General features: G+C 53.4%; 25 protein-coding genes and 1 other annotated feature. All 25 genes read right to left on the reverse strand.

From position 1 onward, the window contains the following. Nucleotides 1-48 precede the first annotated feature (48 nt). On the reverse strand, nucleotides 49-2,127 hold the full coding sequence (gene fusA / locus ACFSKT_RS27480; protein ID WP_377716901.1) for an elongation factor G: 2,079 nt from the start codon (nucleotides 2,125-2,127) through the stop codon (nucleotides 49-51). 74 nt (nucleotides 2,128-2,201) lie between these two features. Beyond that, the gene (gene rpsG / locus ACFSKT_RS27485) at nucleotides 2,202-2,672 is read right to left on the reverse strand and encodes a 30S ribosomal protein S7 (protein ID WP_377716899.1); all 471 of its coding nucleotides are present in this window, start codon (nucleotides 2,670-2,672) and stop codon (nucleotides 2,202-2,204) included. Between the two features lie 66 nt (nucleotides 2,673-2,738). Beyond that, nucleotides 2,739-3,158, reverse strand: coding sequence for a 30S ribosomal protein S12 (gene rpsL, locus ACFSKT_RS27490; RefSeq protein WP_377499869.1), 420 nt, complete (start codon nucleotides 3,156-3,158; stop codon nucleotides 2,739-2,741). A 131-nt stretch (nucleotides 3,159-3,289) separates the two neighbouring features. Beyond that, the gene (locus tag ACFSKT_RS27495; protein WP_377716898.1) at nucleotides 3,290-3,520 is read right to left on the reverse strand and encodes a ribosomal L7Ae/L30e/S12e/Gadd45 family protein; all 231 of its coding nucleotides are present in this window, start codon (nucleotides 3,518-3,520) and stop codon (nucleotides 3,290-3,292) included. 276 nt (nucleotides 3,521-3,796) lie between these two features. Then, nucleotides 3,797-7,396 (reverse strand): DNA-directed RNA polymerase subunit beta', encoded by a 3,600-nt coding sequence (rpoC, locus tag ACFSKT_RS27500; protein WP_417629475.1) that lies wholly within the window; start codon nucleotides 7,394-7,396, stop codon nucleotides 3,797-3,799. A gap of 182 nt (nucleotides 7,397-7,578) precedes the next feature. Then, nucleotides 7,579-11,142 (reverse strand): DNA-directed RNA polymerase subunit beta, encoded by a 3,564-nt coding sequence (gene rpoB, locus ACFSKT_RS27505; RefSeq protein ID WP_377716896.1) that lies wholly within the window; start codon nucleotides 11,140-11,142, stop codon nucleotides 7,579-7,581. A gap of 372 nt (nucleotides 11,143-11,514) precedes the next feature. After that, complete coding sequence (locus ACFSKT_RS27510; protein ID WP_377716895.1) at nucleotides 11,515-12,114, reverse strand: class I SAM-dependent methyltransferase; 600 nt, start codon at nucleotides 12,112-12,114, stop codon at nucleotides 11,515-11,517. Between the two features lie 165 nt (nucleotides 12,115-12,279). Then, nucleotides 12,280-12,639, reverse strand: a complete 360-nt coding sequence (gene rplL, locus ACFSKT_RS27515; protein WP_148933615.1) for a 50S ribosomal protein L7/L12 — start codon at nucleotides 12,637-12,639, stop codon at nucleotides 12,280-12,282. A 73-nt stretch (nucleotides 12,640-12,712) separates the two neighbouring features. Continuing rightward, nucleotides 12,713-13,210: a 50S ribosomal protein L10 gene (gene rplJ, locus ACFSKT_RS27520; RefSeq protein ID WP_377716894.1), complete on the reverse strand. Its 498-nt coding sequence runs from the start codon at nucleotides 13,208-13,210 to the stop codon at nucleotides 12,713-12,715. 59 nt (nucleotides 13,211-13,269) lie between these two features. Beyond that, nucleotides 13,270-13,442, reverse strand: a sequence feature (ribosomal protein L10 leader region). Nucleotides 13,443-13,457: 15 nt separating this feature from the next. Beyond that, nucleotides 13,458-14,150, reverse strand: coding sequence for a 50S ribosomal protein L1 (rplA, locus tag ACFSKT_RS27525; RefSeq protein WP_377716892.1), 693 nt, complete (start codon nucleotides 14,148-14,150; stop codon nucleotides 13,458-13,460). Nucleotides 14,151-14,282: 132 nt separating this feature from the next. Next, the gene (rplK, locus tag ACFSKT_RS27530; RefSeq protein WP_377499883.1) at nucleotides 14,283-14,708 is read right to left on the reverse strand and encodes a 50S ribosomal protein L11; all 426 of its coding nucleotides are present in this window, start codon (nucleotides 14,706-14,708) and stop codon (nucleotides 14,283-14,285) included. A 92-nt stretch (nucleotides 14,709-14,800) separates the two neighbouring features. Beyond that, nucleotides 14,801-15,334: a transcription termination/antitermination protein NusG gene (nusG, locus tag ACFSKT_RS27535; RefSeq protein WP_148933611.1), complete on the reverse strand. Its 534-nt coding sequence runs from the start codon at nucleotides 15,332-15,334 to the stop codon at nucleotides 14,801-14,803. A gap of 23 nt (nucleotides 15,335-15,357) precedes the next feature. Further along, complete coding sequence (gene secE / locus ACFSKT_RS27540; RefSeq protein ID WP_377499888.1) at nucleotides 15,358-15,567, reverse strand: preprotein translocase subunit SecE; 210 nt, start codon at nucleotides 15,565-15,567, stop codon at nucleotides 15,358-15,360. 17 nt (nucleotides 15,568-15,584) lie between these two features. Beyond that, nucleotides 15,585-15,734: a 50S ribosomal protein L33 gene (rpmG, locus tag ACFSKT_RS27545; protein WP_148933609.1), complete on the reverse strand. Its 150-nt coding sequence runs from the start codon at nucleotides 15,732-15,734 to the stop codon at nucleotides 15,585-15,587. A 450-nt stretch (nucleotides 15,735-16,184) separates the two neighbouring features. Then, nucleotides 16,185-16,835 carry an RNA polymerase sporulation sigma factor SigH gene (sigH, locus tag ACFSKT_RS27550; protein WP_148933608.1) on the reverse strand — a complete coding sequence of 217 codons (651 nt, stop codon included), beginning with the start codon at nucleotides 16,833-16,835 and terminating at the stop codon, nucleotides 16,185-16,187. Nucleotides 16,836-17,113: 278 nt separating this feature from the next. Continuing rightward, a complete protein-coding gene (locus ACFSKT_RS27555; protein WP_377716889.1) occupies nucleotides 17,114-17,638 on the reverse strand; it encodes an NYN domain-containing protein in 525 nt (174 codons plus the stop codon). Further along, the gene (rlmB, locus tag ACFSKT_RS27560) at nucleotides 17,638-18,393 is read right to left on the reverse strand and encodes a 23S rRNA (guanosine(2251)-2'-O)-methyltransferase RlmB (RefSeq protein WP_377716887.1); all 756 of its coding nucleotides are present in this window, start codon (nucleotides 18,391-18,393) and stop codon (nucleotides 17,638-17,640) included. The genes ACFSKT_RS27555 and rlmB overlap by 1 nt, the downstream gene beginning before the upstream one ends. Nucleotides 18,394-18,419: 26 nt before the next feature. Further along, the gene (locus ACFSKT_RS27565) at nucleotides 18,420-18,875 is read right to left on the reverse strand and encodes a Mini-ribonuclease 3 (RefSeq protein WP_377716885.1); all 456 of its coding nucleotides are present in this window, start codon (nucleotides 18,873-18,875) and stop codon (nucleotides 18,420-18,422) included. Further along, nucleotides 18,872-20,278 carry a cysteine--tRNA ligase gene (cysS, locus tag ACFSKT_RS27570; RefSeq protein WP_377716883.1) on the reverse strand — a complete coding sequence of 469 codons (1,407 nt, stop codon included), beginning with the start codon at nucleotides 20,276-20,278 and terminating at the stop codon, nucleotides 18,872-18,874. Before cysS ends, ACFSKT_RS27565 begins: the two co-directional genes overlap by 4 nt. Next, nucleotides 20,275-20,964 carry a serine O-acetyltransferase gene (gene cysE, locus ACFSKT_RS27575; protein WP_377716881.1) on the reverse strand — a complete coding sequence of 230 codons (690 nt, stop codon included), beginning with the start codon at nucleotides 20,962-20,964 and terminating at the stop codon, nucleotides 20,275-20,277. The genes cysS and cysE overlap by 4 nt, the downstream gene beginning before the upstream one ends. Nucleotides 20,965-21,221: 257 nt before the next feature. Then, a complete protein-coding gene (locus ACFSKT_RS27580) occupies nucleotides 21,222-21,377 on the reverse strand; it encodes a hypothetical protein (protein ID WP_377716879.1) in 156 nt (51 codons plus the stop codon). 208 nt (nucleotides 21,378-21,585) lie between these two features. Beyond that, entirely contained in the window at nucleotides 21,586-23,040 is a 1,455-nt protein-coding gene (gltX, locus tag ACFSKT_RS27585; protein ID WP_377716877.1) for a glutamate--tRNA ligase, read from the reverse strand. 44 nt (nucleotides 23,041-23,084) lie between these two features. Further along, nucleotides 23,085-23,570 (reverse strand): 2-C-methyl-D-erythritol 2,4-cyclodiphosphate synthase, encoded by a 486-nt coding sequence (gene ispF, locus ACFSKT_RS27590; RefSeq protein ID WP_377716875.1) that lies wholly within the window; start codon nucleotides 23,568-23,570, stop codon nucleotides 23,085-23,087. Nucleotides 23,571-23,633: 63 nt separating this feature from the next. After that, entirely contained in the window at nucleotides 23,634-24,332 is a 699-nt protein-coding gene (gene ispD / locus ACFSKT_RS27595) for a 2-C-methyl-D-erythritol 4-phosphate cytidylyltransferase (RefSeq protein WP_377716873.1), read from the reverse strand. Nucleotides 24,333-24,403: 71 nt separating this feature from the next. Beyond that, the gene (locus tag ACFSKT_RS27600) at nucleotides 24,404-25,495 is read right to left on the reverse strand and encodes a PIN/TRAM domain-containing protein (protein ID WP_377716871.1); all 1,092 of its coding nucleotides are present in this window, start codon (nucleotides 25,493-25,495) and stop codon (nucleotides 24,404-24,406) included. Nucleotides 25,496-25,538 lie beyond the last annotated feature (43 nt).

Genomic DNA, 25,538 nt, shown 5'->3' on the forward strand with positions numbered 1-25,538 from the left:
TTCCGACCAAAGGACAACTTATGATACGGCTAGTCTAAGTCGCTACGCTTACGCGTTGCCTTTGGACTTGCTGATGATCTCTTCGGAGATCGAACGTGGTACTTCTTCATAGTGCGAAAGCTCCATGGAGAATACGCCACGGCCTTGCGTACCGGAACGAAGCGTCGTCGAGTAACCGAACATCTCGGCAAGAGGTACCTTAGCACGAACGATCAACGAACCATGCTTTGTATCCGAGCCTTCGATGCGGCCACGACGGGAGCTAAGCATACCCATTACGTCGCCCATATACTCTTCTGGAACGCTAACTTCAACTTTCATGATTGGCTCAAGCAGTACAGGAGCACATTTGTCCTTTGCTGCTTTAAGCGCCATCGAACCTGCGATTTTGAACGCCATCTCCGAGGAGTCAACGTCATGGTAGGAACCGTCGAATACCGTTGCTTTGATGTCAACGAGCGGGAATCCTGCAAGGACGCCGTTCTTCATCGACTCTTCAATACCAGCTTGGATTGGAGCAATGTATTCACGTGGAATCGAACCACCAACGACTTTGTTCTCGAATTTGAAGCCTTCGCCAGCCTCGAGTGGCTCGAACTCAACCCAACAGTGACCAAACTGGCCACGGCCGCCGGATTGGCGAACGAACTTACCTTCGACTTTCGCAGCCTGTTTAAACGTCTCACGGTAAGCAACTTGCGGTTTACCGACGTTTGTTTCGACTTTGAATTCGCGAAGCATGCGGTCAACGAGGATTTCCAAGTGGAGCTCGCCCATGCCTGCAATGATCGTCTGGCCAGTCTCTTCGTCCGTGTGCGCACGGAATGTCGGATCCTCTTCAGACAGTTTTTGCAGCGCGATACCCATTTTGTCCTGGTCAGCTTTCGTCTTAGGCTCTACCGCGAGCTGGATAACCGGCTCAGGGAAGTTCATGGACTCAAGGATAACCGGGTTTTTCTCGTCGCAAAGCGTGTCGCCCGTCGTTGTATCTTTCAGGCCTACGGCAGCTGCGATATCACCGGAGTAAACATCGCTGATCTCTTGACGGCTGTTCGCGTGCATCTGAAGGATACGACCGATACGCTCGCGCTTGCCTTTCGTCGAGTTCAATACGTACGAACCGGAGCTCAAGACGCCGGAATACACGCGGAAGAACGTCAACTTACCGACAAACGGGTCAGTCATGATTTTGAACGCCAGCGCCGAGAACGGTTGATCGTCTGCCGATTTGCGCGTCGTCTCCGTGCCATCTTCAAGGGTACCCTTGATATCTGGAACGTCGATTGGTGCCGGCAGGTAATCTACAACCGCGTCGAGCATAAGCTGAACGCCTTTGTTGCGGTACGAGGAGCCTGCAACAACTGGGAAGATCTTAACTTCAACTACGCCTTTGCGCAGTGCAGCTTTGATTTCTGGAATCGTGATTTCTTCACCTTCCAGGTATTTCATCATCAGCTCTTCATCCAGTTCTGCAACTTTCTCTACCAATTCCAAACGGAGTTCTTCGACTTTGTCAGCCAGATCCGCAGGAATTTCGCCTTTAACCGGGTCTTTGCCCAGATCGTCTTTGTACACGTAAGCAACACGTTCAACGATGTCGATTACGCCTACGAATTCGTTCTCAGCACCGATAGGCAGTTGGATTGCGACAGCATTCGCTTGCAGACGCTCGCGCATGTCTTTTACGACATTCAGGAAGTCTGCACCGATGATGTCCATTTTGTTGACGTATGCGATCCGTGGAACGCCGTAGCGATCCGCTTGACGCCATACGGTTTCGGACTGAGGCTCAACGCCTTCTTTTGCACTGAAAACCCCTACAGCCCCGTCCAATACACGCAGGGAACGTTCAACTTCAACGGTGAAGTCAACGTGCCCCGGGGTGTCGATGATATTGATGCGGTGACCCTTCCATTGAGCAGTCGTCGCGGCAGACGTAATCGTGATGCCGCGCTCTTGTTCCTGCTCCATCCAGTCCATCGTCGCTGCACCTTCGTGCACCTCGCCGATTTTGTGGGTACGGCCTGTGTAGAACAGGATCCGCTCGGTCGTAGTCGTTTTACCAGCATCGATATGCGCCATGATCCCGATATTACGTGTATCTTTCAAGGAGAACTCTCTTGCCATGATCTCGTCTCCTTTCGATTATGCGAATCATAAGCAAGATACGCTCACGCTAAGCGGCGTATCCTGTCTCGATCCTACCAGCGGTAGTGAGCGAATGCTCTGTTCGCGTCCGCCATTTTGTGCGTGTCTTCGCGCTTCTTCACGGATGCGCCGGTGTTGTTCGATGCATCGATGATTTCAGCTGCCAGACGCTCTACCATTGTTTTCTCGCCGCGGTTACGCGAGTAGTTCACGAGCCAACGGAGACCAAGAGTAGTACGACGTTCTGGTTTTACTTCAACCGGTACCTGGTAGTTCGAACCGCCGACACGGCGGGCTTTAACTTCCAGAACTGGCATGATGTTTTTGATCGCTGTTTCAAATACTTCCATCGGATCTTTACCCGTGCGCTCGTTAATCAGGGTGAACGCATCGTACAGGATCGTTTGGGCAACGCCGCGCTTGCCGTCGATCATGATACGGTTGATCAAACGAGTTACGAGTTTGCTATTGTACAGCGGATCCGGCAGAACGTCACGTTTAGGTACTGGACCTTTGCGTGGCATGAGGGTGCCCCCCTTTCTCAATTATTCACTTCGTTCGGTATTGCGATACCCCATGGGGGTCATATCTTACTTCTTAACTTTAGGACGCTTCGTACCGTATTTGGAACGAGCTTGTTTCCGGTTGTTTACGCCTGCAGTATCGAGCGCACCGCGAACGATATGGTAACGTACACCCGGAAGGTCCTTAACGCGGCCACCGCGGATCAGTACAACGCTGTGTTCTTGCAGGTTGTGTCCGATACCTGGGATGTAAGCCGTAACCTCAACGCGGTTCGTCAGACGAACACGAGCGTATTTCCGCAATGCGGAGTTCGGTTTTTTCGGCGTCATCGTACCTACACGTGTGCAAACACCGCGTTTTTGCGGAGCGCTGATGTCGGTAGCTTCCCGTTTCAGTGCGTTAAATCCTCTTTGCAATGCCGGCGATTTCGATTTCACTACTTTCGCTTGACGGCCTTTGCGTACCAGCTGGTTAATTGTTGGCATGCTGCCACCTCCTTCCCATAATTAAAACAAGAAAAACTTCGGCTTTATTTTAAGCCCACAGACCCAGGCGGTTCATAAAGAAGCAAACGAAAGTTTCTACCAGACTCTCACCCAGTAAAAACGAAAGTTCTTTATTCGATTTCCGGTATTACAGCCGCCATAGCAGCCCCGACTTCAATGCCACAGGTTTCCCCGAGACCTTTCATCGTATCGACCCAGGTAATCGGCACACCCGCCGTTTCGCAAAGTCGGACAATGCTGTCCTTCATTCGTGGATCCGCGTCTTGCGCAACGTAGACTTCGATAGCCTTGCGCTGCTCGACCATCTTCGTCGTCTGTTTACTGCCAATGATATATTGCATGCGGTCCCTTCCTTCCAATCCTCTCGATACCAGCTAAGGCGACGATTATACGGTTGGTTGCTCTTACAGGGGTCATGCAAAATGGCACACTACGACATATTAGCATTACGCCCAGTCGTATGTCAAGCTTGTTCAGATATATTATTCTTTCAAGCCTGTTTTGCAATCGCTAGCGTTACGAATGACAGGCCAAAGAGCGGCCGGACGGACTGGATCTCATGTGCGGCCGGCACGCTCTTCCTGTCAATTCAGTTCCCTTAAGTTAAACAGCTATGCTTAAGACTCAACCGAAACCGCTTCGGTCTCCAGCGTGTCGTCCAAACCTTCTGTCTCGTCTTCCATGCCAGCAAACCGGATACTGCGATAACGGTTCATGCCCGTACCTGCAGGAATCAGTTTACCGATGATGACGTTCTCTTTCAAGCCGAGAAGTTGGTCAACCTTGCCTTTGATCGCCGCGTCCGTAAGTACGCGAGTCGTCTCTTGGAAGGAAGCCGCGGACAAGAAGGAGTCGGTCTCCAGCGACGCTTTGGTGATACCGAGCAGTACCGGCTTAGCAACAGCCGGCTCCTGGCCGGACAGGATCGCATCACGGTTAGCCGATTCGTATTCGTGCATGTCGACGAAAGAGCCCGGCAGAAGCGGCGTATCGCCCGCATCAACGATGCGGATTTTGCGAAGCATCTGCTTGATCATGACTTCGACGTGCTTGTCGTTGATTTCTACGCCTTGGTTCCGGTAAACGCGCTGAACCTCTTGAAGGATATAGTTCTGCACGCCGCGGATGCCTTTGATGCGCAGCATTTCTTTCGGATCGATCGAACCGTCCGTCAGCTCGTCACCAGCTTCTAGGTGCTGACCTTTGACGACGCGAATTCGGGAACCGTAGGTGACCGCATAGACTTTGCTCTCCGCTTCGCCTTGCACTTCGATCTCGCGACGGTCCTTCGCTTCACGGATGTCTTTGACGACGCCGTCAAACTCGGTAATGATCGCTTGACCTTTCGGGTTACGGGCTTCGAAAAGCTCTTGGATACGCGGCAAACCTTGCGTGATATCGTCGCCGGCAACGCCGCCGGTATGGAATGTACGCATCGTGAGCTGGGTTCCCGGCTCGCCGATCGATTGCGCCGCGATGATGCCGACCGCTTCACCGATCTCGACGAATTTGCCGGTTGCCAAGTTGCGGCCGTAGCACTTCTTACATACGCCATGACGCGCGCGGCAGCTGAGTACCGAACGGATTTGAAGACGCTCGATACCTGCGGCGATAATCGCTTCCGCTTTGTTGGAATCGATCAATTCGCTGCGGCTAACGATAACTTCGCCCGTCTGCGGATGACGAACCGTCTCGAACGAGTAACGACCTTCGATACGGTCATACAGATCCTCAATGACTTCTTTGCCGTCTTGAATGCGGCTAACCGCGAAGCCTTTGTCGGTGCCGCAATCGTCTTCGCGCACGATAACATCCTGCGCGACGTCGACGAGACGACGGGTCAAGTAACCCGAGTCCGCGGTACGAAGCGCCGTATCGGCGAGACCTTTACGGGCACCGTGCGTGGAGATGTAGTACTCCAAGACCGTCAGACCTTCGCGGAAGTTCGATTTGATTGGCAACTCGATAATCCGACCGGATGGGTTGGCCATGAGGCCCCGCATGCCGCCGAGCTGCGTAATCTGCGATTTGTTACCCCGCGCTTTGGAGTCAACCATGAGCATGATGGAGTTGTAGCGGTCCATCGATTTCATGAGGATATCCGTAATGCGGTCCTTCGTTTGACCCCAGATGCCGATAACGCGGTCGTAGCGTTCTTCGTTCGTAATCAGACCACGGCGGTACTGGTTCGTGACGACTTTGACCTTCTCTTCAGATTCTTTGAGAACCTCGAATTTCTCTGGCGGTACGATAACGTCGGAGACGGCGATCGTAATCCCCGCACGCGTCGAATACGTAAAGCCGAGTTGCTTGATCCGGTCAAGAGTTACAGCCGTAAGCGTCGTGTGGTAAATACGGAAGACTTCGGCAATGATGTTGCCCAGGTAGTCCTTACCCACTGCAGGCGCGATTGGCAGGTCGTTCATGAACTTCTGCAGATCGGTACCTTTTTCGTACACGAAATATTTGTCCGGCGTACCGTGAAGCAGGTTAAACTTGGTCGCTTCGTTAATATACGGGAAGGTATCCGGGTAAATTTCATTGAAAATGATCTTACCGACCGTCGTGCTGATCAGCGAGCTCTGCTGTTGCTCCGTAAATGTCTGCTTCTTCAGCACGCGCACCGGTACGAATACGCGAGCATGCAGCGATACGATACCACGCTGGTAAGCGGAAATCGCCTCGTTGACGGTCGCAAACACGGAACCGCTGCCTTTGGCTTCCTTGTTGTCCATCGTCAGATAGTAGCTGCCGAGAACCATATCCTGAGACGGCGTTACGACAGGCTTACCGTCTTTCGGGTTCAAGATATTGCCGGAGGCGAGCATAAGCAGACGGGCTTCCGCTTGCGCTTCGGCGGACAAAGGAACGTGAACGGCCATCTGGTCACCGTCGAAGTCGGCGTTGTAAGCCGTACAGACGAGCGGGTGAAGCTTGATCGCGCGCCCTTCGACCAGAATCGGTTCGAACGCCTGGATGCCGAGACGGTGAAGCGTAGGGGCACGGTTAAGTAGAACTGGGTGTTCTTTAATGACTTCTTCAAGAACGTCCCATACTTCCGCGCTGACACGTTCAACCTTGCGCTTAGCGCTCTTGATGTTGTGCGCCAGCCCTTTGTTGACCAGCTCTTTCATGACGAACGGCTTGAACAGCTCAAGCGCCATTTCTTTCGGAAGACCGCATTGGTACATCTTCAAGCTTGGTCCGACGACGATAACGGAACGGCCGGAATAGTCAACGCGCTTACCGAGCAAGTTCTGACGGAAACGGCCTTGCTTACCCTTCAGCATGTGGCTGAGGGATTTGAGCGGACGGTTACCCGGACCTGTGACCGGACGGCCGCGACGACCATTGTCGATCAAAGCGTCGACAGCTTCTTGGAGCATCCGCTTCTCGTTCTGCACAATGATGTCAGGCGCGCCCAGATCGAGCAGACGCTTCAAACGGTTGTTGCGATTGATGACGCGGCGGTACAGGTCGTTCAAGTCGGACGTTGCGAAACGGCCGCCATCCAGCTGCACCATTGGGCGAAGCTCCGGCGGAATGACCGGCAGCACGTCGAGAATCATCCATTCCGGCATGTTACCGGAGTTGCGGAATGCCTCGATGACTTCCAGACGCTTGATCGCACGGTTACGACGCTGGCCTTGCGCGGTACGAAGATCTTCTTTGAGCGTCTCCAGTTCGCGTTCAACGTCGATGTCTTGAAGAAGCTTCTTGACGGCTTCCGCACCCATGCCAGCTTGGAACCCGTAGCCGTATTTCTCACGGTAGCTGCGGTATTCTTTCTCGGAGAGGAGCTGTTTCTTCTCGAGCGGCGTATCACCTGGATCCGTCACCACATAGGATGCAAAATAGATGATCTCCTCAAGCGAACGAGGCGACATGTCGAGCGCCAGGCCCATGCGGCTTGGGATGCCTTTGAAATACCAGATGTGCGAAACCGGCGCTGCCAGTTCAATATGGCCCATGCGTTCGCGACGAACTTTCGCGCGAGTAACCTCGACGCCGCAGCGATCGCACACGACGCCTTTATAGCGCACGCGTTTGTATTTGCCGCAATGACACTCCCAGTCCTTCGTCGGCCCGAAAATTTTCTCGCAAAACAGGCCTTCCTTCTCTGGTTTCAGCGTCCTATAGTTGATCGTCTCGGGCTTCTTGACTTCACCGCGGGACCAGGAACGGATTTTGTCCGGAGACGCCAATCCGATTTTCATGTACTCGAAGTTGTTCACGTCCAACAAGGAGCAACCCTCCTTCGTTATGGTTCACTTGTTGCAGACAAGCGATGATTGAAAGGCGTTATACTGTAATGCCGGAAAAATCCGTGATCTGATCTGCATCAAATCACGGATCTTCTCGCCTCCCGCAAGAGGCTCGGCGTTGTTCAAACGATTGATTACTCGGCTCCGACTTCGGCGCCTTCAAGGTTGAGGTTCAGCTTGTCGCTTTGGCCGTCATCCTCGTCGTCGATCTCTTTCATTTCGATCTCTTCTTCGTTTTCGGTCAGGATTTTGACGTCCATACCGAGCGATTGAAGCTCCTTGATCAAAACTTTGAACGACTCCGGTACACCAGGCTCAGGCACGTTCTCCCCTTTGACAATCGATTCGTACGTCTTCACCCGGCCGACGACGTCGTCGGATTTGACGGTAAGAATCTCTTGCAGGGTGTATGCCGCGCCATATGCTTCAAGCGCCCAAACTTCCATCTCGCCGAAACGCTGACCGCCGAACTGCGCTTTACCACCCAGCGGCTGCTGCGTAACGAGCGAGTAAGGGCCTGTCGAACGAGCATGGATTTTATCGTCGACCATGTGCGCCAGTTTGATCATATACATGACGCCTACGGTTACTTCGCGTTCGAATTCTTCGCCCGTACGTCCATCGTAGAGAACCGTTTTGCCATTGCGCTGCATGCCGGCTTCTTCCATCGTATCAAATACGTCGTACTCGCGCGCGCCGTCGAAAACCGGCGTTGCCGCGTGGAAACCGAGGTATTTGCACGCCATGCCCAAGTGAACCTCGAGCACCTGACCGATGTTCATCCGAGATGGTACGCCCAGCGGGTTAAGCACGACTTCAACTGGCGTGCCATCCGGCAGGAACGGCATATCCTCTTCCGGCAAAATGCGCGCGATGACACCCTTGTTACCGTGACGTCCGGCCATTTTGTCGCCTTCGGAGATTTTACGCTTCTGGGCGATATAACAACGAACGAGTTGATTTACGCCTGGAGGCAGCTCATCGCCATTCTCACGGGTAAACACTTTCACGTCGACGACGATACCGTCCGTACCGTGTGGTACGCGCAAGCTCGTGTCGCGCACTTCGCGCGCTTTCTCACCGAAGATCGCGTGGAGAAGACGCTCTTCCGCCGTCAGTTCCGTTACGCCTTTCGGCGTTACTTTGCCGACGAGAATATCTCCTGCGCTGATCTCCGCACCGACGCGAATGATGCCGCGCTCGTCAAGATTGCGGAGCGCTTCTTCGCCGACGTTCGGAATGTCGCGCGTAATTTCTTCCGGTCCGAGCTTCGTATCACGAGCTTCGGATTCGTACTCCTCGATGTGGATGGACGTATACACGTCTTCCTTCACGAGTTTCTCGCTCAGCAGGATCGCATCCTCGTAGTTGTAGCCTTCCCATGTCATGAAGGCAACGACGACGTTGCGGCCCAGCGCCAATTCGCCTTTCTCCGTGGAAGGACCATCCGCGAGAATATCGCCTTTCTTGACGATCTCGCCCTTCTGGCAGATCGGACGCTGGTTGATGCACGTCCCTTGGTTGGAACGCATGAACTTGTGAAGCTTGTGCTTGACAAGATCACCCGTTACCGGCTTGCCGTCGACGAGCTCCATGCGACGCAGCCAAATTTCGTTCGCCGTGACGCGCTCAATGACGCCGTCATGTTTAGCCACGACGCATACGCCTGAGTCCTTCGCCGACTTGTGCTCCATACCCGTACCAACAAACGGCGCCTTCGGAATGAGAAGCGGCACCGCTTGCCGCTGCATGTTCGAACCCATGAGCGCGCGGTTGGAGTCGTCATTCTCGAGGAACGGAATGAGCGCCGTTGCAACCGACACGACCTGCTTCGGCGATACGTCCATGTAGTCGACACGATCGCTCGGCATGGTCAGGATGTTATCGGCTTGCTTGTTATATCGAACGATAACCATATCTTCCGCGAATTTGCCCTCTTCGGTCAACTTCGCATTCGCTTGCGCGACAACGTAGTTATCTTCTTCATCCGCCGTCAGATACGCGATCTGTTCGGTTACGATACTCGTCTTCGGATCGACCCACCGGTAAGGCGCTTCGATAAAGCCGTATTCGTTGATCCGTGCAAACGTCGACAGGGAGTTGATCAAACCGATGTTCGGTCCCTCCGGCGTCTCGATCGGACACATCCGGCCATAGTGCGAATGGTGGACGTCTCGAACTTCCATGCCCGCGCGTTCGCGTGTCAGACCGCCTGGGCCGAGCGCGGAAAGACGACGTTTGTGCGTCAGTTCTGCGAGCGGGTTCGTTTGGTCCATGAACTGCGAAAGCTGGGAGGAGCCGAAGAACTCTTTAATCGATGCGATAACCGGACGAATGTTGATCAACGCTTGCGGCGTGATTGCATTCGCATCCTGAATGGACATGCGCTCGCGTACGACGCGTTCCATACGGGACAAGCCGATCCGGAATTGGTTCTGCAGCAATTCGCCTACCGAGCGCAGACGACGGTTACCAAGGTGGTCGATATCGTCCGTGCTGCCGATGCCATGCAGCAGGTTAATGAAATAATTGATCGAGGCAATAATGTCCGCTGGCGTGATATGCTTCACGCTTTTGTCGATCATTCCGTTTGCAATGACTTTCGTCACTTTGCCATCCTCGACCGGAGAGAATACGTTGATTGTTTGCAGTGGAATACTATCCGCATCCAGAACGCCGTTCGCAACGTGATAGGTCTTAAACCCTACGTTGTTCTCCAGGTACGGAAGAATTTCATCCAGCAAACGGCGATCGATCATTTGACCAGCTTCGGCGAGGATTTCGCCCGTGGACGGATCCACAAGCGTCTCAGCCAAACGTTGGTTGAACAAACGGTTTTTGATGTGCAGCTTTTTGTTTATTTTATAACGACCGACATTCGCGAGATCGTACCGCTTCGGGTCGAAGAAGCGCGCGACGAGCAAGCTCTTCGCGTTATCGAGCGTTGGCGGTTCACCCGGACGGAGACGTTCATAGATCTCGATGAGCGCTTTCTCCGTAGAGTCGGTATTGTCTTTGTCGAGCGTGTTGCGGATATATTCGTCATGACCGAGCAGATCCAGAATCTCCGCATCCGTACCGAAACCAAGCGCACGAAGCAGTACCGTCACCGGAATTTTGCGCGTACGGTCAATACGAACATAGATAATGTCTTTAGCATCGGTCTCGAGTTCCAGCCATGCGCCACGGTTAGGAATAACAGTAGCGCCATATGCACGCTTGCCGTTTTTGTCCAGTTTCGTGCTGAAGTATACGCTAGGCGAGCGAACCAATTGGCTGACGATAACCCGTTCCGCACCATTGATGATAAAAGTTCCGGTTTCGGTCATCAGCGGAAAATCGCCCATGAACACTTCTTGCTCTTTGACTTCGCCCGTTTCTTTGTTAATCAGCCGAACTTTGACACGCAGCGGAGCCGCGTAAGTAACGTCGCGTTCTTTTGATTCATCGACGGAGTATTTTGGTTCGCCAAGCGAATAGTCGATAAACTCGAGCATCAGGTTGCCTGTAAAATCCTGAATCGGCGAAATGTCTTGGAAAAGCTCAAGCAAGTCCTTCTCCAAAAACTTTTCGTACGATTTTTGTTGGATTTCAATCAGGTTCGGAACTTCGAGCACTTCGCTGATACGAGCATAGCTTCTGCGCGTGCGCCGACCATACTGAACAAGTTGTCCTGCCAACTTAACCTCACCCCTCATGTCTACTTCACAGAAATGAACGCGACATATTTCCGGCATGCGTAATTCCTCGCAGTTCAACGCGCCGCGAGCTTTACCCTTTGCCGGAAACGATGTGCAGCATGCAAATTCTGATCCAATAAAGAAAAGCCCTTATCGAAATTTCGAAAAAAGAGCGTGCTTCCGTCAGTCCTCTTCCGCACAAGCGCGAAAGTCTCTTATCAAGTAATTTTGCCCAAAATGTAAACATTATACGTCATTAGCAAGAAATCTATTCATCAAAATTTCCGCTTGACATTTTAGTTAACTAAAGAGATTGAGCCCATTTTATACTGACATTTTATAATGATACCACATCGACAAAATCAAGTCAACTTGATACCAGCAGCACTTTTATTCCTTAACCGCTTTTAATATTCGGTATCCCTTATCTTTGGTCACTTCTTCGACATTGCCGAATACCGTCTCCAGCTTTGCTTCCGCCGATGGAGCTCCTTGTTTCTTCTGGATTACGACCCACATCGAGCCGCCAGGCTTCAACAACTCGGCGCCTTCCTCCAAGATCCGATGCACGATTGCTTTGCCTGCTCGAATCGGCGGATTGGTAACGATGATATCGAACTTCCGGTCCCGCACAGCTTCAAACACATCGCTTTGAACAATCGTTACGTTCGATATTTCGTTAATCTTAGCATTTTCCGACGCCAGCTCGATTGCGCGCTCGTTGATGTCGACCATCGTGACATGCCCTTGATTCACAAGTCTTGCCATCGTAAGCCCGATCGGTCCATACCCACAGCCGACATCTAGCACTTCTGCGTTCGCCGGCACTTCAACGTTATCGATCAAGACGCGGCTCCCGTAATCGATCCCCGTCTTCGAAAATACGCCAGCATCCGTCATGAAACGAAACTTCTGTCCGCGCAGAACGGTTTCGTGCATTTGTCGATCATGTTTGGCCGTCGGCGCCTTCTCATAATAATGATCTGCCACGAGCTGCCCTCCACATCCTTTAGTCATTCAACACGATAAACGTTCGTCGTAGCAGCGCTGTCAATTAACCGGTATGGCGAACGTTTATAGCCATGACCGTTGCAATAAAGCGAACCCCCTGAAGCAATCGCTTCAAGGGGTTCGACCGTACGCGTTGGCGTGTTATTACTTCACTTCTACGGAAGCGCCTGCTTCTTCGAGTTTCGCTTTAACAGCTTCTGCTTCTTCTTTGCTTACTTTTTCTTTCAGCGCTTTAGGAGCGTTGTCTACCAGGTCTTTCGCTTCTTTCAGGCCGAGACCTGTAATTTCGCGAACGACTTTGATAACGTTGATTTTGGAAGCGCCAGCGTTGTTGAGGATAACGTCGAACTCAGTTTGCTCTTCAACTGCAGCTGCGCCGCCTGCTACTACTGCTACTGGTGCAGCAGCTGTAACGCCGAATTCTTCTTCGATTGCTTTAACGAGATCGTTCAGTTCAAGAACGTTCATGCCTTTGATGGCTTCAAGGATTTGCTCTTTGCTCATGGTTGAACCTCCATAGATTGGTTTATTTTTGGTTTATGCCGCAGCACTGCTGCCTTGGCATTGCATGCGTTGCTTAAGCTTCTTTTTGCTCTGCGACAGCTTTAACCGCAAGGGCGAAGTTGCGCATAGGCGCTTGGAGTACGCTGAGGAGCATGGAGAGCAAGCCTTCGCGGGAAGGAAGTTCTGCCAGTGCTTTGATTTGGTCTGCGTTGTAGATAGCTCCTTCTACTACGCCACCTTTCAGTTTCAGCGCGTCGTTCTTTTTCGCGAAGTCGTTCAAGATTTTTGCCGGTGCTACGGCATCGTCTTTACTAAACGCGACAGCTGTTGGACCCGTCAGAACGTCATCCAGTTGCGTCAGCTCTGCATTTGCAGTCGCGCGGCGAACAAGCGAGTTTTTCAGGACTTGAAACTCAACGCCTGCTTCGCGCAGCTGTTTACGGAGCTCGGTTACTTGCGCAACGTTCAGACCGCGGTAGTCTGCTACTACAGTAGCAGCGCTCTCGCGCAGTTTCGACGTAATCTCATCAACGGCTTGTTGTTTGCCTTGGATGATCTTTGCGTTTGCCAAACTGTACACCTCCTGTAAGATTGTGAGGCATCCCGTGTAGCGACAAATTCCTTCTTCCTCGATGCATGAGAAAGGCCTTCGCTTCTAGCAAGTAGCGAAGGCCATGACGGTCTGTTCACTGCATTCGAATCTTGCGATCCAAATCCAATACAAACGCTTTATCATAACACCTCGGTAGGAAATTAAGCCTGCAATAGGCACCTACTGTCTACGGTATGCATATTCGAATGTTGAGTAGCGGTATCTCTTAACGGAATGCTGCCGCGTTCACGCGAGCGCTTGGTCCCATTGTCGAGGATACTGCAATGTTTTTCAGGTAAACCCCTTTAGCCGCAGCCGGTTTAGCACGGTTCAGAGCGTCGATAAGCGCTTTGAGGTTATCGCCAAGCTTCTCTGCGTCGAACGATACTTTACCGATTGGAGCGTGGATTTGACCTGCGCGGTCGAGACGGTACTCGATTTTACCGGCTTTGATCTCTTGAACAGCCTTCGTAACGTCAAACGTTACTGTACCCGCTTTAGGGTTCGGCATGAGACCTTTACCACCGAGAATACGTCCGAGTTTACCAACTTCAGCCATCATGTCCGGAGTTGCGACGCAAACGTCGAATTCGAACCAGCCTTGTTGGATTTTGTTGATTACGTCAGCATCGCCAACATAATCTGCGCCTGCCGCTTCCGCTTCTTTGGCTTTTTCGCCTTTCGCGAAAACGAGAACGCGCTTCGTTTTACCAGTTCCGTGTGGAAGTACGACGACGCCACGAACGGCTTGGTCTTGTTTCTTCGGATCAACGCCCAGACGAACAGCAACTTCGACCGTTTCGTCGAACTTTGCAGTCGCGGCTTTTTTCACGAGTTCAATCGCTTCTGCTGCTTCATAAGTTGCTTCGCCATTGATGAGCTTAGCAGCTTCGTTGTATTTCTTGCCGTGTTTAGCCATTTGAAGTTCTCCTCCTTATGTGGTTTTAACGGAAAAGCTCCCATGTTGCGGAGATCCTCCCACTTGCCGCTCGCGCGGCAGGCAACGCACTCTGGCGTGCCTTATGCATGCCCATGAACTGCCTTCGAAGAATTAGTCTTCGATGACAACGCCCATACTGCGCGCAGTGCCCTCGATCATACGCATTGCCGATTCAACGGAAGCTGCGTTAAGGTCAGGCATTTTTTGCTCCGCGATTTCACGAACTTGCGCACGCTTAACGGTAGCAACTTTCTTCTTGTTTGGTTCGCCGGAACCTTTCTCGATTTTCGCGGCAACGCGAAGGAGAACGGCAGCCGGAGGCGTTTTCGTTTCGAACGTAAAGGAACGATCCTCGAATACAGTGATAACGACCGGAATGATCAGGCCAGCTTGATCAGCTGTACGCGCGTTGAATTCTTTACAGAACGCCATGATGTTAACGCCTGCTTGACCAAGCGCAGGACCGATCGGCGGTGCCGGGTTCGCTTTACCTGCTGGTACTTGCAGTTTGACCAACTTGATGACTTTCTTTGCCATGTTGTACACCTCCTCCAACAAATAATCAACCGCAGCAAGAACGGTAAACCTCAAACGCAAGACGCCTATGTAGACGACCTACAAACTTGATATTATACCTTCTCCACTTGAGTATAGTCCAGCTCAAGCGGCGTTTCCCTGCCGAACATGTTGACATGAACCTTGAGTTTGCTCTTGTCGATCAAAATCTCTTCCACCGTTCCAACGAAGTTGGCGAATGGACCTACCATAACGCGAACCGTTTCTTTCAGTTCGAACTCGATCTTCGGCTTCGGCTCTTCCATGCCCATATGCTTGAGGATCTGATCCACTTCATCTGGCAGCAACGGAGTCGGCTTTGAGCCCGAACCAGTCGAACCGACGAATCCGGTCACGCCCGGCGTATTCCGAACAACATACCACGAATCATCCGTCTGAATCATCTCGACAAGGACGTAGCCGGGGTAAACTTTACGCATGACGGTCTTCTTCTTCCCGTCTTTGTTCACCACTTCTTCTTCCATTGGCACGAGCACGCGGAAAATCTTGTCCTCCATGCCCATCGATTCGACACGACGTTCCAAATTCGCTTTAACCTTGTTCTCATAGCCGGAGTAAGTATGAACTACATACCATCTCTTTTCCATAACAAGCCACCTTCTGACTCTTCTTACACAATCAGTTCGACCAATTCGGAGATCCCGATGTCAAGAACCCAGAAGTAAACTGTTATCACCACGATCGTGAAAAGCACGACGAGCGTATAGCTTGTCAGCTCTTTACGGCTTGGCCAGCGAACTTTCTTAAGTTCTGCGTAGCTGTCGGAGAAGAAGGAGAACGTCGACCCGAAGCTTTGCTTCATCTTAGCCAGAAATGCCATGTCAACACCTCCAGATCCTATCTCGTTTCGCGATGAGGAGTATGCTCGTTACAAAACTTGCAAAACTTCTTCATCTCGATGCGGTCCGGATGATTGCGTTTGTTTTTGGAGCTCGCATAGTTTCTTTGTTTGCAGCTTGTGCAAGCCAACGTAATAATAACCCGCATTCTGGTACACCTCCTGAGCTAGCAATTCACATAAACCCCATATCGTGACCATTACGATCGCGACGACAAGGTAGGTTTATCATCGGGAAAGAAAGCCGTTACGCGAACCTAAATTCGATGCTTTCTTTATGCGATAAAGCAAGAATCATACCGATTCGACAAGGTGATTCAAAGCCCACCATAAATAAACACCTCTATTTAGGGCTACTCAAAACACTTTATCACAAGCGATATAGCAGTGTCAATGATAAACTCCTATCGAATCGCGCGCTCCACGGCCCCCGAGGCGTGCTCGCAATCACCCTTAAACCCTTTATTCTTCCGCCTTTTCACGCGATTCCCCTATTCACCGATTGGCACTCGTCAGTATCGTCCAAATTGAGGTAATTCAAACCTGCGAATGGCCCAAAATAAAAGGAGCACCGATTGGCGCTCCAGGGATAATGGCGTTTAGCCTCCGATATTGCGAACTTCCAAATAACGTTCCAACTTGCGTTTGACGCGCTGCAGGGCATTGTCGATCGATTTCACATGACGATCCAAATCAACCGCGATTTCCTGATAGGAGCGTCCGTCCAAGTAAAGCATGAGCACTTTGCGCTCGAGGTCGCTTAGGATCTCGGACATTTTGTCTTCCAACCCGACGAACTCTTCCTGGTTAATGATGAGTTCTTCTGGATCGGAAACTCTAGTTCCGCAGATGACATCAAGCAATGTCCGGTCGGAATCCTCGTCATAGATCGGCTTGTCCAGCGAAACGTAAGAATTAAGCGGGATGTGCTTCTGACGGGTCGCGGTCTTGATTGCCGTAATAATCTGTCTGGTGATGCACAGCTCGGCAAAAGCCTTGAATGACGCCAGCTTGTCTCCTTTAAAATCCCTGATCGCCTTGTAAAGGCCAATCATGCCTTCCTGCACGATATCTTCGCGGTCGGCCCCGATGAGGAAGTAGGAGCGTGCTTTAGCCCGGACGAAATTCTTATATTTGTTGATCAAATATTCGAGCGCTTCGCCATCACCTTCACGAACCGCCTCTACTACGTCCTCGTCCGTTCTGCAGTCATAGTCCAGCGTTTTCCACTCTTTGAGGTCGATGCTCACGAACAATCCCTCCGGTTCGAAAGGCGTGCATTAGTAAAGTAATGAGGATGACGGAATCGGCCAATCAACCCGTAACAGAGCGGCTTGGCAAGACCAATCGATAAAAGACGATTACACACGTACCTGTCTAAAGACATAGTTTCAGTATACATGATGCAATCTTAGAGCGTCAACGAATTTGAGAGGCGATACACTATATTTATATAGAAAAAATGGCATTTTCCGCCTGCTGATGTCAACATAATTAACACTCGCGACGCAATAAAGCAAAATTCGCGCTATGACTCGCCTCTGCGCATCCGCTCCAATTTCATCCTCACATCTAAACTCAAGGCATTGTCCAGTTCGTTCCGGTGGTTGGACAGCGGCCGCTCCAGCGCCTTCTCGATCGACTTGCGGTTCTGCTGCACGTCCGTTAGCAGCTCCCTTGCCGAAATGCGAAGCGCTCCCTTGCCGAACGCCACGTGCTGCTCGACCAGATCCGACGTCGCGACGAACAAATTACGGCTTCGCTTCGCCTTCTCGACCGCAAGCCGCTCAATGCAAGCATCGGCGGTTTCTTTCTCCTTCGTATATACGACCGTGACGCGGTGCTGCTTGAACATGGCCCCCGAACCTGGCACTTGATGGGCGTCGAACACCACGACAATCTCCATGCCGGTATAACCTTGGTAATCGGCGAGCATATCAAGCAGCTTGTCCCGGGCATCCTCCAGATTGTCGTCTTTCAACCGGGCCAGCACCGGCCACGCGCCGATCATGTTGTAACCGTCCACAAGCAGGACGTCGTCGCGCCGTTTCATTAGCCCTTCCGCCGCTGCCGCACCACTTCGTACATGAGAACGCCAGCTGCGACCGACGCGTTCAATGAATTAAGCTGGCCGTGCATCGGCAGCTTCACGAGAAAATCGCATTTCTCGCGAATAAGGCGTCCGATCCCCTTCGCTTCGTTGCCGATTACGATGCCGAGCGGCAAATCGAAATTGGAGCGGTACACATCCTGCTCGGCTTGCAAATCCGTCCCCGCGATCCAGATGCCCTCTTCCTTCAACCGGTCGATCGTCTGCGCCAAGTTCGTCACGCGGGCCACCGGCACGTATTCGACCGCGCCTGCGGAGGTTTTGGCAACCGTTGCGGTCAATGACGCCGAACGGCGCTTTGGTATAATTACGCCATGTACGCCCGTGCATTCCGCCGTTCTTAAGATTGAGCCGAGATTATGCGGATCCTCGATCTCGTCGAGCAGCAAGAAAAATGGCGTCTCCCCGCTTTCTTTCGCGCGGGCGATCAGCTCGTCCAGCTCAAAATAGCGGTATGCCGCCGCCTGTGCGACGATCCCTTGGTGCGGCACGCCTTCGACCATTTGATCGAGCTTGCGTTTGTCGACCATCTGCACGATGATGCCCGCTTTTTTCGCTTCCGCGATAATCGCGCCGGCGCCTTTTTGCGCTTGTTCGGCAATCCAAATTTTATTGATTTCGCGCCCTGACCGCAGCGCCTCCATAACTGGGTGCTTCCCCGCGATCCATTCTTGCTGCGCGTCGTCCCGTTCCGTCATTGATGTATCCTCCTAATGCGAAGCACTTAACCTTCGTTCGTCTCGAACGCGACGGTCATTAATTCCCGCAAACGTTCCACTTGTCTCCCGTAATACAAATACCCGACCAAACATTCGAGCGCCGTGGCCTGCCGGTAATCGGCCGGATCGGCGTTCTTCGGCGGCGTGCCGGACTTAGTGTTGCGTCCCCTGCGCACGATGTCCGCCTCTTCCTCCGTCAGCAGAGGTGCCCAACGCTCTAACAGCTGTCGCTGGGCTTTCGCCGATACATAGCGGGTCGCTTGTTTGTGCAAATGGTTCGGCTTGTGATTGGCTTGCGCGATCAAGAATTGCCTCACCATCATCTCGAAAACCGCGTCGCCCATGTAAGCCAGCACGACCGGGTTCAAAAGTTGAGGCGTCTTGGACGGCTCGTGCATCCACAAACCATCCTCGGCCCGTACCGCCTCGGAAACCACGGTCTCTTCATTCCATTTGTTCATTTGCGTTTCCACCGTATCCCTTGCGGCGTATCTTCCAGCACGATGCCTTGCTCCGCCAGTAAATCGCGAATCTCGTCCGCGCGCGCCCAGTTCTTGGACTTGCGCGCTTCCGTCCGCTCGACGATTAAAGCGTCGATCTCATCATCCAGCAATCCGTCTTCCGTCTCGCCCGGCAACAGTCCGATCACGTCGTCGATCACTTCGAACGCCGCCAAGAAAATATTCAACGTCTGCGCGGTCACGACCGGGCGCTGCAGGTACTGATTCGCCTCGCTGACCAGCTCGAACATCGCCGTGATCGCGTCCGGCGTATTGAAATCGTCGTCCATCTTGGCGCGGAACTGCGCTATGATCGTCTCGACCCGCTCCTCGATCATGCCGAAATCCTCGTCCGCTACGTCGCCGGCTACTTGAAGACGGTGCTTCAAATTGCCGTAACCGTTGGCAAAGCGTTCTACGCTATTCTCCGCCTGCGCGATTGTCTCGTCGTTGAAGTTAAGCGGATTGCGATAGTGGGACGACAGCATAAAGTAGCGGATGGCTGCGGGTTTGACCCGCTTCAGCAGCTCGTTGACGGTAATCCCGTTGCCAAGCGACTTCGACATCTTCTCGTTGTTGATATTAATATAGCCGTTATGCATCCAGTAGCGTGCGAACGGTTGGCCGGTCAACGCCTCCGACTGGGCTACTTCGCATTCGTGATGCGGGAATTGCAAGTCTTGCCCCCCGCCATGAATGTCGAGGGTATCGCCCAAGTACTTGCGAGCCATAGCGGAGCATTCGATGTGCCAGCCCGGACGCCCCGGTCCCCAAGGGCTATCCCAAGCGATTTCGCCCGGTTTCGCCGCTTTCCAGAGCACGAAATCCTGACCATTTTCTTTGCGCTCATCCACTTCAATCCGGATGCCGAGCTGAAGCTCTTCGATATTCTGTCCCGACAGCTTCCCGTATTCAGCGAATTTGTTCGTCCGAAAATAAACGTCGCCGCCGCTTTCGTACGCATAGCCTTTGCGCTCCAGTTCCTCGATAAACGAGAGAATTTCCGGGATATGCTCCGTTACGCGCGGGTTGCGCGATGCTTCGTGCACGCCCATGCCGGCGATGTTTTCTTTGAAGGCCGCGATGAATCGCTCCGCCACGTCGGGAACCGTCGTCCCCATCTGCTCGGCCTTGCGAATCAGTTTATCGTCCACGTCCGTGAAGTTGACGATATAGTTCACTTCGTAGCCGGAAGACTCCAAGTAACGACGGACGACATCGAAGAAAATCGCCGGACGCGCGTTGCCGATATGGATGTAGTCGTACACGGTCGGGCCGCAGACGTACATGTTCACCTTGCCGGGGACGAGAGGCTCGAACTCTTCCTTCTCGCGCGTCATCGTATTGTAAATGTGCAAGCTCATAGCGTAGGTTCTCCTTCAGGTATTAATTCTGGATTGGTGCTGCTCCGTCTTAACGCCCGTTCGGCGCGAAGCTCGGATTTCAAATCGTCGATTTGGCGCTGCATGTCGCGAAGCATCTCGATGACCGGATCGGGCAGCTGCGTATGATCCAGACGATCGCCGACCCGCTCGCCGTTGCGTTTGACGACCCGCCCCGGATTGCCCACGACGGTACTGTTAGAAGGCACAGGACGAAGCACGACCGCGTTAGACCCGATATTTACATTATCGCCAACAGTGAACGATCCAAGAACCTTCGAACCTGAACCGATGACGACGTTATTGCCGATCGTCGGGTGTCGCTTGCCGCGTTCCTTGCCCGTACCGCCCAGCGTAACGCCTTGATAGATGACGACGTTGTCGCCGATCTCACAAGTCTCTCCGATCACGACCCCCATGCCATGGTCGATAAACAACCGACTGCCGATGCGCGCGCCGGGGTGGATTTCGATTCCCGTAAAAAAGCGGCTCACCTGCGATACGATTCTGGACAGCGTATACCATTTGCGCTTATACAGCTTATGCGCGACGCGATGCGCCCATATCGCATGCAGACCCGAATAGGTAAAGATCACTTCAAACTTGCTTCGGGCTGCGGGATCGTTATCCAGCACCGTCTCAATATCGATTCTCATCTGGCGAAACATGGCGGTTAGCTCCTCTCCAACGTGACCGCTTGAAGCACGACGATCCCCTGGTCCAACATCCTCGCCACGATTAAGATGTACGCGAGGCTGTAATCCGGGAAGTACGTCTCTTACGATGCAAAAAAGCCTCCGCAGCCCGTTAAGGCTGCAGAGGCGTAGCACGCGGTTCCACTCTGCTTGGATCGCCGCGCTTCGGGGGCGCAGGTCTCCTTCTTCATGTCCTTAACGCGGACGGACGGCACCCCCTACCCCTGCCGTCACATGGACGGACCGGATCGGAACGCGCGGCTCCCAGGCGCAATGTTCATCTCCAGATTCCCGGCCGACTCCCAGCCATTCGGACGGACCGCCAAATAACCAGGCAGCGGCTCCATGCGAAAGGTCGCCCTCTCTGTGCGAAATCTTGCTTTCACGAAATGAACTTCCTGTTCAATGCCATTAACCGATAAGAAATAAGTATCTCAAGTATAGCGGAGGCGCTTCCGCCTGACAAGTGGGTAAGGTTTAGCCACGGAAGATCCAGTGAGCGGAGCGTCCGGCTTCTCCCCTCTATAGAAGGCCTGCAACAAAAATTAAGGGAGCACCTCCCTCTTACACAAGGGCCAGCGCTCCCTAATAAGCTTACAGTCTGGCTTGAAGACGAGTCTGCACCTTGGCTTGGCCAAGCAGGGCGATCGTCTCGTTGAGGTCCGGCCCATGCGTCTGTCCAGTCAGCGCGGCGCGAATCGGCATGAACAGCTGCTTGCCTTTAAAGCCGGTCGACTGTTGGACTGCCTTGATCGCCGCCTTGATCGATTCCGCGTTAAAGACTTCGATGGCCGCGACTTGCTCCGCGAACGCGCGCAGCACCGCCGGCACTTGCTCCTCCGCCAGAACCGTCTTCGCCTCTTCCTCGTCGACTGCCTGCGGCTGGAAGAACAGTTCGGTGAGCGGTACAATATCGGAGCCCGAACGCAGCTTGTCCTGGTACAGCGCAATCAGCGCGCTAGCCCATTCGCGTTGCTCTTGCTCGAGCTGCTCCGGCAAACGGCCAGCCTTCTGCAGATGCGGCAGACAAAGGTCGACCACACGCGACAGTTCGAGTTTCTTGAGATATTCGTTGTTCATCCAGCTAAGCTTGTTCGTATCGAACACGGCCGGACTCTTCGACAGGCGGGAAGGATCGAATGCTTGGATGAGTTCCTCGCGGGTGAAGATCTCCTGTTCGCCTTCCGGCGACCAGCCGAGCAGTGTAATGAAATTGAACATCGCTTCCGGCAAGTAGCCAAGCGAATCGTACTGCTCGATGAATTGGATAATCGACTCGTCGCGTTTGCTGAGCTTCTTGCGGTTCTCGTTGACGATGAGCGTCATATGGCCGAACAGCGGCGGCTCCCAGCCGAGCGCTTCGTAGATCATCAGCTGACGCGGCGTATTGGAGATATGGTCCTCTCCGCGGAGCACGTGGCTGATCGCCATCAGATGATCGTCCACCGCCACGGCGAAGTTATACGTCGGGATGCCGTCGCGCTTCACGATGACGAAATCGTTCGTTCCTTCGGCTTCGATGCTGATCGTTCCTTTAACCATGTCGTCCCACGTGTATGTACGGCCTGTCGGGATGCGGAACCGGATCGTCGGCACGCGGCCTTCGGCTTCGAACGCCTGACGCTGTTCGTCCGTCAGATTGCGATGCGCGCCGGAATAGCCCGGCATTTCGCCGCGCGCTTTCTGTTCTTCGAACTCCCGCTCCAGCTCTTCCTCGGTCATGTAGCACTTGTACGCCAAGCCGCGATCAAGCAGGTCCTGCCAATATTCCTTATAAATGTCCAGACGCTCTGTCTGGCGGTACGGTCCATAACCGCCGCCGATATCGACGCTCTCGTCCCAGTCGATGCCAAGCCATTTCAGATAAGTCAGCTGGCTCTCTTCGCCGCCTGCGATATTGCGCTTCAGGTCGGTATCTTCAATCCGTATGATGAACTTGCCGCCGCGGCTGCGGGCGAACAAATAGTTGAATAAGGCCGTTCTTGCGTTGCCGATATGCAAATGCCCCGTCGGCGACGGCGCGTAACGCACCCGAATTTGATCAGACATCGCGCTCAAGCTCCTTTTCGTTTCTACCTCATTTTATCCCACGATCATAGCACACTCTTCACAAGGCAGACAACCGACTGCGCGGCGATCCCTTCACCTCGTCCGGTGAAGCCGAGCTGCTCGGTCGTCGTCGCTTTGACGTTCACCTGAGAGAGATCCTCCGCCTCGAGGGCATCGGCGATGACCTGAGCCATCTGCGGAATATACGGCGCCATTTTCGGACGCTGCGCGATGATCGTCGAATCGATGTTCCCGAGCTTGTAGCCCTTCTCTTTCGCCAAGCTCCACACATGTTGGAGCAGCTTCAAGCTGTCCGCGTCCTTGAACGCTTCGTCCGTATCCGGGAAATGCTTGCCGATATCGCCCAAGCCCAGCGCGCCGAGCACCGCATCGCTGATCGCATGCAGCAGCACGTCCGCGTCAGAGTGACCGAGCAGCCCTTTTTCATACGGAATCGTGACGCCGCCGATAATGCACGGACGCCCCTCTACTAATTGATGCACGTCAAAGCCTTGTCCCACTCGAATCATGTTCGTCCTCTCCCTTATACCGTTATAAGCTGGCGCGGCTGTTCCCGCTTCCTATCGTTCCGCTTAGCCCCGCTGGCCAAGCAGGAAAGACGCATACGGCAAATCCTCCGGCGTCGTAATCTTAATGTTCGTGTACTCGCCTTCCGCCACCGTGACCGCTATGCCGCCATACCGTTCCACCACGACCGCGTCGTCCGTGCCGACGAAGCCATCCGCCTCCGCGCGCTCGTGCGCTTCCACGAGCCGTACATGCCGAAAAGCTTGCGGCGTTTGAATCGCCCACAAGCTTCTCCGGTCCGGCGTCGCCGTGATCACGCCGGCTTCATTGACTTGTTTGATCGTATCTTTAACGGGAACGGCCAGCACGGAAGCCTCGGAGCGCTCCGCCTCGCGCATGCACCGGCGCACCGCTTCGGCGGTGACGAGCGGTCTTACGCCGTCATGCACCATGACCCATTCCGTCCCGATAGCGCGCAAGCCGCGCAGCACCGAATGCTGACGTTCGCTTCCGCCCTGCACGACCGCCTTTACCTTCGAGAGCGCATACTCGTTCGCGAACGCCTCGCAGCGGGATACGTCATCGCCGCCGACGACCAGCACGATCTCCGCGATCTCGTCCATGCCTTGGAACAGCTCCATCGTATGTACAAGCACCGGCTTGTCCTGCAGCAGCAAGTATTGCTTGCTCTCTTTGGTCCCCATCCGCGTGCCGCGACCCGCAGCCACGATGACGACGCCCCATTGCGCCTTCGTTACCGGCATTCCCTTCAACCGCCTCGCTGTAAACTTGCCATGCCTCACGTACAGCATCGCACGATTACTATCATACCGTGTTACAGCGCTTTTTCCAACAATTTCGGCTTCGCAAATATCATCCGTCCCGCCGACGTCTGCAGTACGCTCGTCACGAGCACTTCCATCGTCGTGCCGATGAAGTCGCGGCCGCCTTCGACGACGATCATCGTACCGTCGTCCAGATACGCAACGCCTTGGCCGTGCTCCTTGCCATCCTTGATCACCTGTACGACGATCTCTTCGCCCGGCAGCACGACCGGCTTGACCGCATTGGCCAAATCGTTGATGTTCAGCACCGATACGCCTTGGAGCTCGCACACTTTGTTCAAGTTGAAGTCATTGGTCACGACTTTACCGTGGAGCGCCTTCGCCAGCTTAACGAGCTTGCTGTCGACCTCGCCATCTTCCATATCGCCCTCGTAAATCAGCACCTTGACGTCGAGTTCCTTCTGGATTTTATTCAAAATGTCCAAGCCTCGCCGTCCCCGGTTGCGCTTGAGCAAATCCGATGAATCCGCGATATGCTGCAGTTCTTCCAAGACGAACTCCGGGATAACGAGCGTCCCTTCGATGAAACCGGTTTTGCAGATATCGGCGATCCGGCCGTCGATGATGACGCTTGTATCCAAAATTTTATGTTCCTCGTAGGTGCTGTCCTCGCTTGGATCCGAAGCTTTTGCGCGCTGCGCAAGCAAAGCCCCTACGCCCGCTTCCAGCTCCGCTTGTTTGCTCAGTCCAATCCGCAAGCCGAAGTAACCGAAGAATAACGTCATGCATACCGGTATGAATAGCCCGATGCCAGACAAGCCCGATACGGCCGGGTAAATCAACGCCGACAATGCAAGTCCCCCTGCAAGTCCAGCCCCGCCGGAGAGAAGCTGTCCCATCGGCAGCGAAGACGTCCGCTCCGCACCCCGTTCCACCAATCGAATAATCGTGCCCGACAGCATGGTTGCCAAGACAAGACCGCACAACGCGCCGATGCCGGCATTCAAATAATAACTTCCGGACCGTTGGAGCATGCCGTAAGATTGGGAAGCCCACACCGCGCCCGCATTCATCCACCCATACGTTTGTGCTCCGGCCATTGCGCCGAACACCAAGCCAAGGGTTTGAATAATTCTTTTCATCACATGAATCCACCTCCATTACAATTATGCGCCAATATTTCTC

This window comes from Paenibacillus xanthanilyticus, assembly GCF_042682185.1.
GTDB classification, from domain to species: Bacteria; Bacillota; Bacilli; order Paenibacillales; family Paenibacillaceae; genus Paenibacillus_Z; species Paenibacillus_Z xanthanilyticus.

Bases quoted from the DNA above. Each gene is read 5' to 3' on its own strand.
- fusA (WP_377716901.1), bottom strand. From the start codon at position 2,127: ATGGCAAGAGAGTTCTCCTTGAAAGATACACGTAATATCGGGATCATG.
- rpsG (WP_377716899.1), bottom strand. From the start codon at position 2,672: ATGCCACGCAAAGGTCCAGTACCTAAACGTGACGTTCTGCCGGATCCG.
- rpsL (WP_377499869.1), bottom strand. From the start codon at position 3,158: ATGCCAACAATTAACCAGCTGGTACGCAAAGGCCGTCAAGCGAAAGTA.
- ACFSKT_RS27495 (WP_377716898.1), bottom strand. From the start codon at position 3,520: ATGCAATATATCATTGGCAGTAAACAGACGACGAAGATGGTCGAGCAG.
- rpoC (WP_417629475.1), bottom strand. From the start codon at position 7,396: ATGAAAATCGGATTGGCGTCTCCGGACAAAATCCGTTCCTGGTCCCGC.
- rpoB (WP_377716896.1), bottom strand. From the start codon at position 11,142: ATGAGGGGTGAGGTTAAGTTGGCAGGACAACTTGTTCAGTATGGTCGG.
- rplL (WP_148933615.1), bottom strand. From the start codon at position 12,639: ATGAGCAAAGAGCAAATCCTTGAAGCCATCAAAGGCATGAACGTTCTT.
- rplA (WP_377716892.1), bottom strand. From the start codon at position 14,150: ATGGCTAAACACGGCAAGAAATACAACGAAGCTGCTAAGCTCATCAAT.
- rplK (WP_377499883.1), bottom strand. From the start codon at position 14,708: ATGGCAAAGAAAGTCATCAAGTTGGTCAAACTGCAAGTACCAGCAGGT.
- nusG (WP_148933611.1), bottom strand. From the start codon at position 15,334: ATGGAAAAGAGATGGTATGTAGTTCATACTTACTCCGGCTATGAGAAC.
- secE (WP_377499888.1), bottom strand. From the start codon at position 15,567: ATGGCATTTCTGGCTAAGATGAAGCAAAGCTTCGGGTCGACGTTCTCC.
- rpmG (WP_148933609.1), bottom strand. From the start codon at position 15,734: ATGCGGGTTATTATTACGTTGGCTTGCACAAGCTGCAAACAAAGAAAC.
- ACFSKT_RS27555 (WP_377716889.1), bottom strand. From the start codon at position 17,638: ATGAAACGGCGCGACGACGTCCTGCTTGTGGACGGTTACAACATGATC.
- rlmB (WP_377716887.1), bottom strand. From the start codon at position 18,393: ATGACGGAACGGGACGACGCGCAGCAAGAATGGATCGCGGGGAAGCAC.
- ACFSKT_RS27565 (WP_377716885.1), bottom strand. From the start codon at position 18,875: ATGAACAAATGGAATGAAGAGACCGTGGTTTCCGAGGCGGTACGGGCC.
- cysS (WP_377716883.1), bottom strand. From the start codon at position 20,278: ATGAGCTTGCACATTTACAATACGATGACGCGCGAGAAGGAAGAGTTC.
- cysE (WP_377716881.1), bottom strand. From the start codon at position 20,964: ATGTTTCGCCAGATGAGAATCGATATTGAGACGGTGCTGGATAACGAT.
- gltX (WP_377716877.1), bottom strand. From the start codon at position 23,040: ATGTCTGATCAAATTCGGGTGCGTTACGCGCCGTCGCCGACGGGGCAT.
- ispF (WP_377716875.1), bottom strand. From the start codon at position 23,570: ATGATTCGAGTGGGACAAGGCTTTGACGTGCATCAATTAGTAGAGGGG.
- ispD (WP_377716873.1), bottom strand. From the start codon at position 24,332: ATGCCGGTAACGAAGGCGCAATGGGGCGTCGTCATCGTGGCTGCGGGT.
- ACFSKT_RS27600 (WP_377716871.1), bottom strand. From the start codon at position 25,495: ATGAAAAGAATTATTCAAACCCTTGGCTTGGTGTTCGGCGCAATGGCC.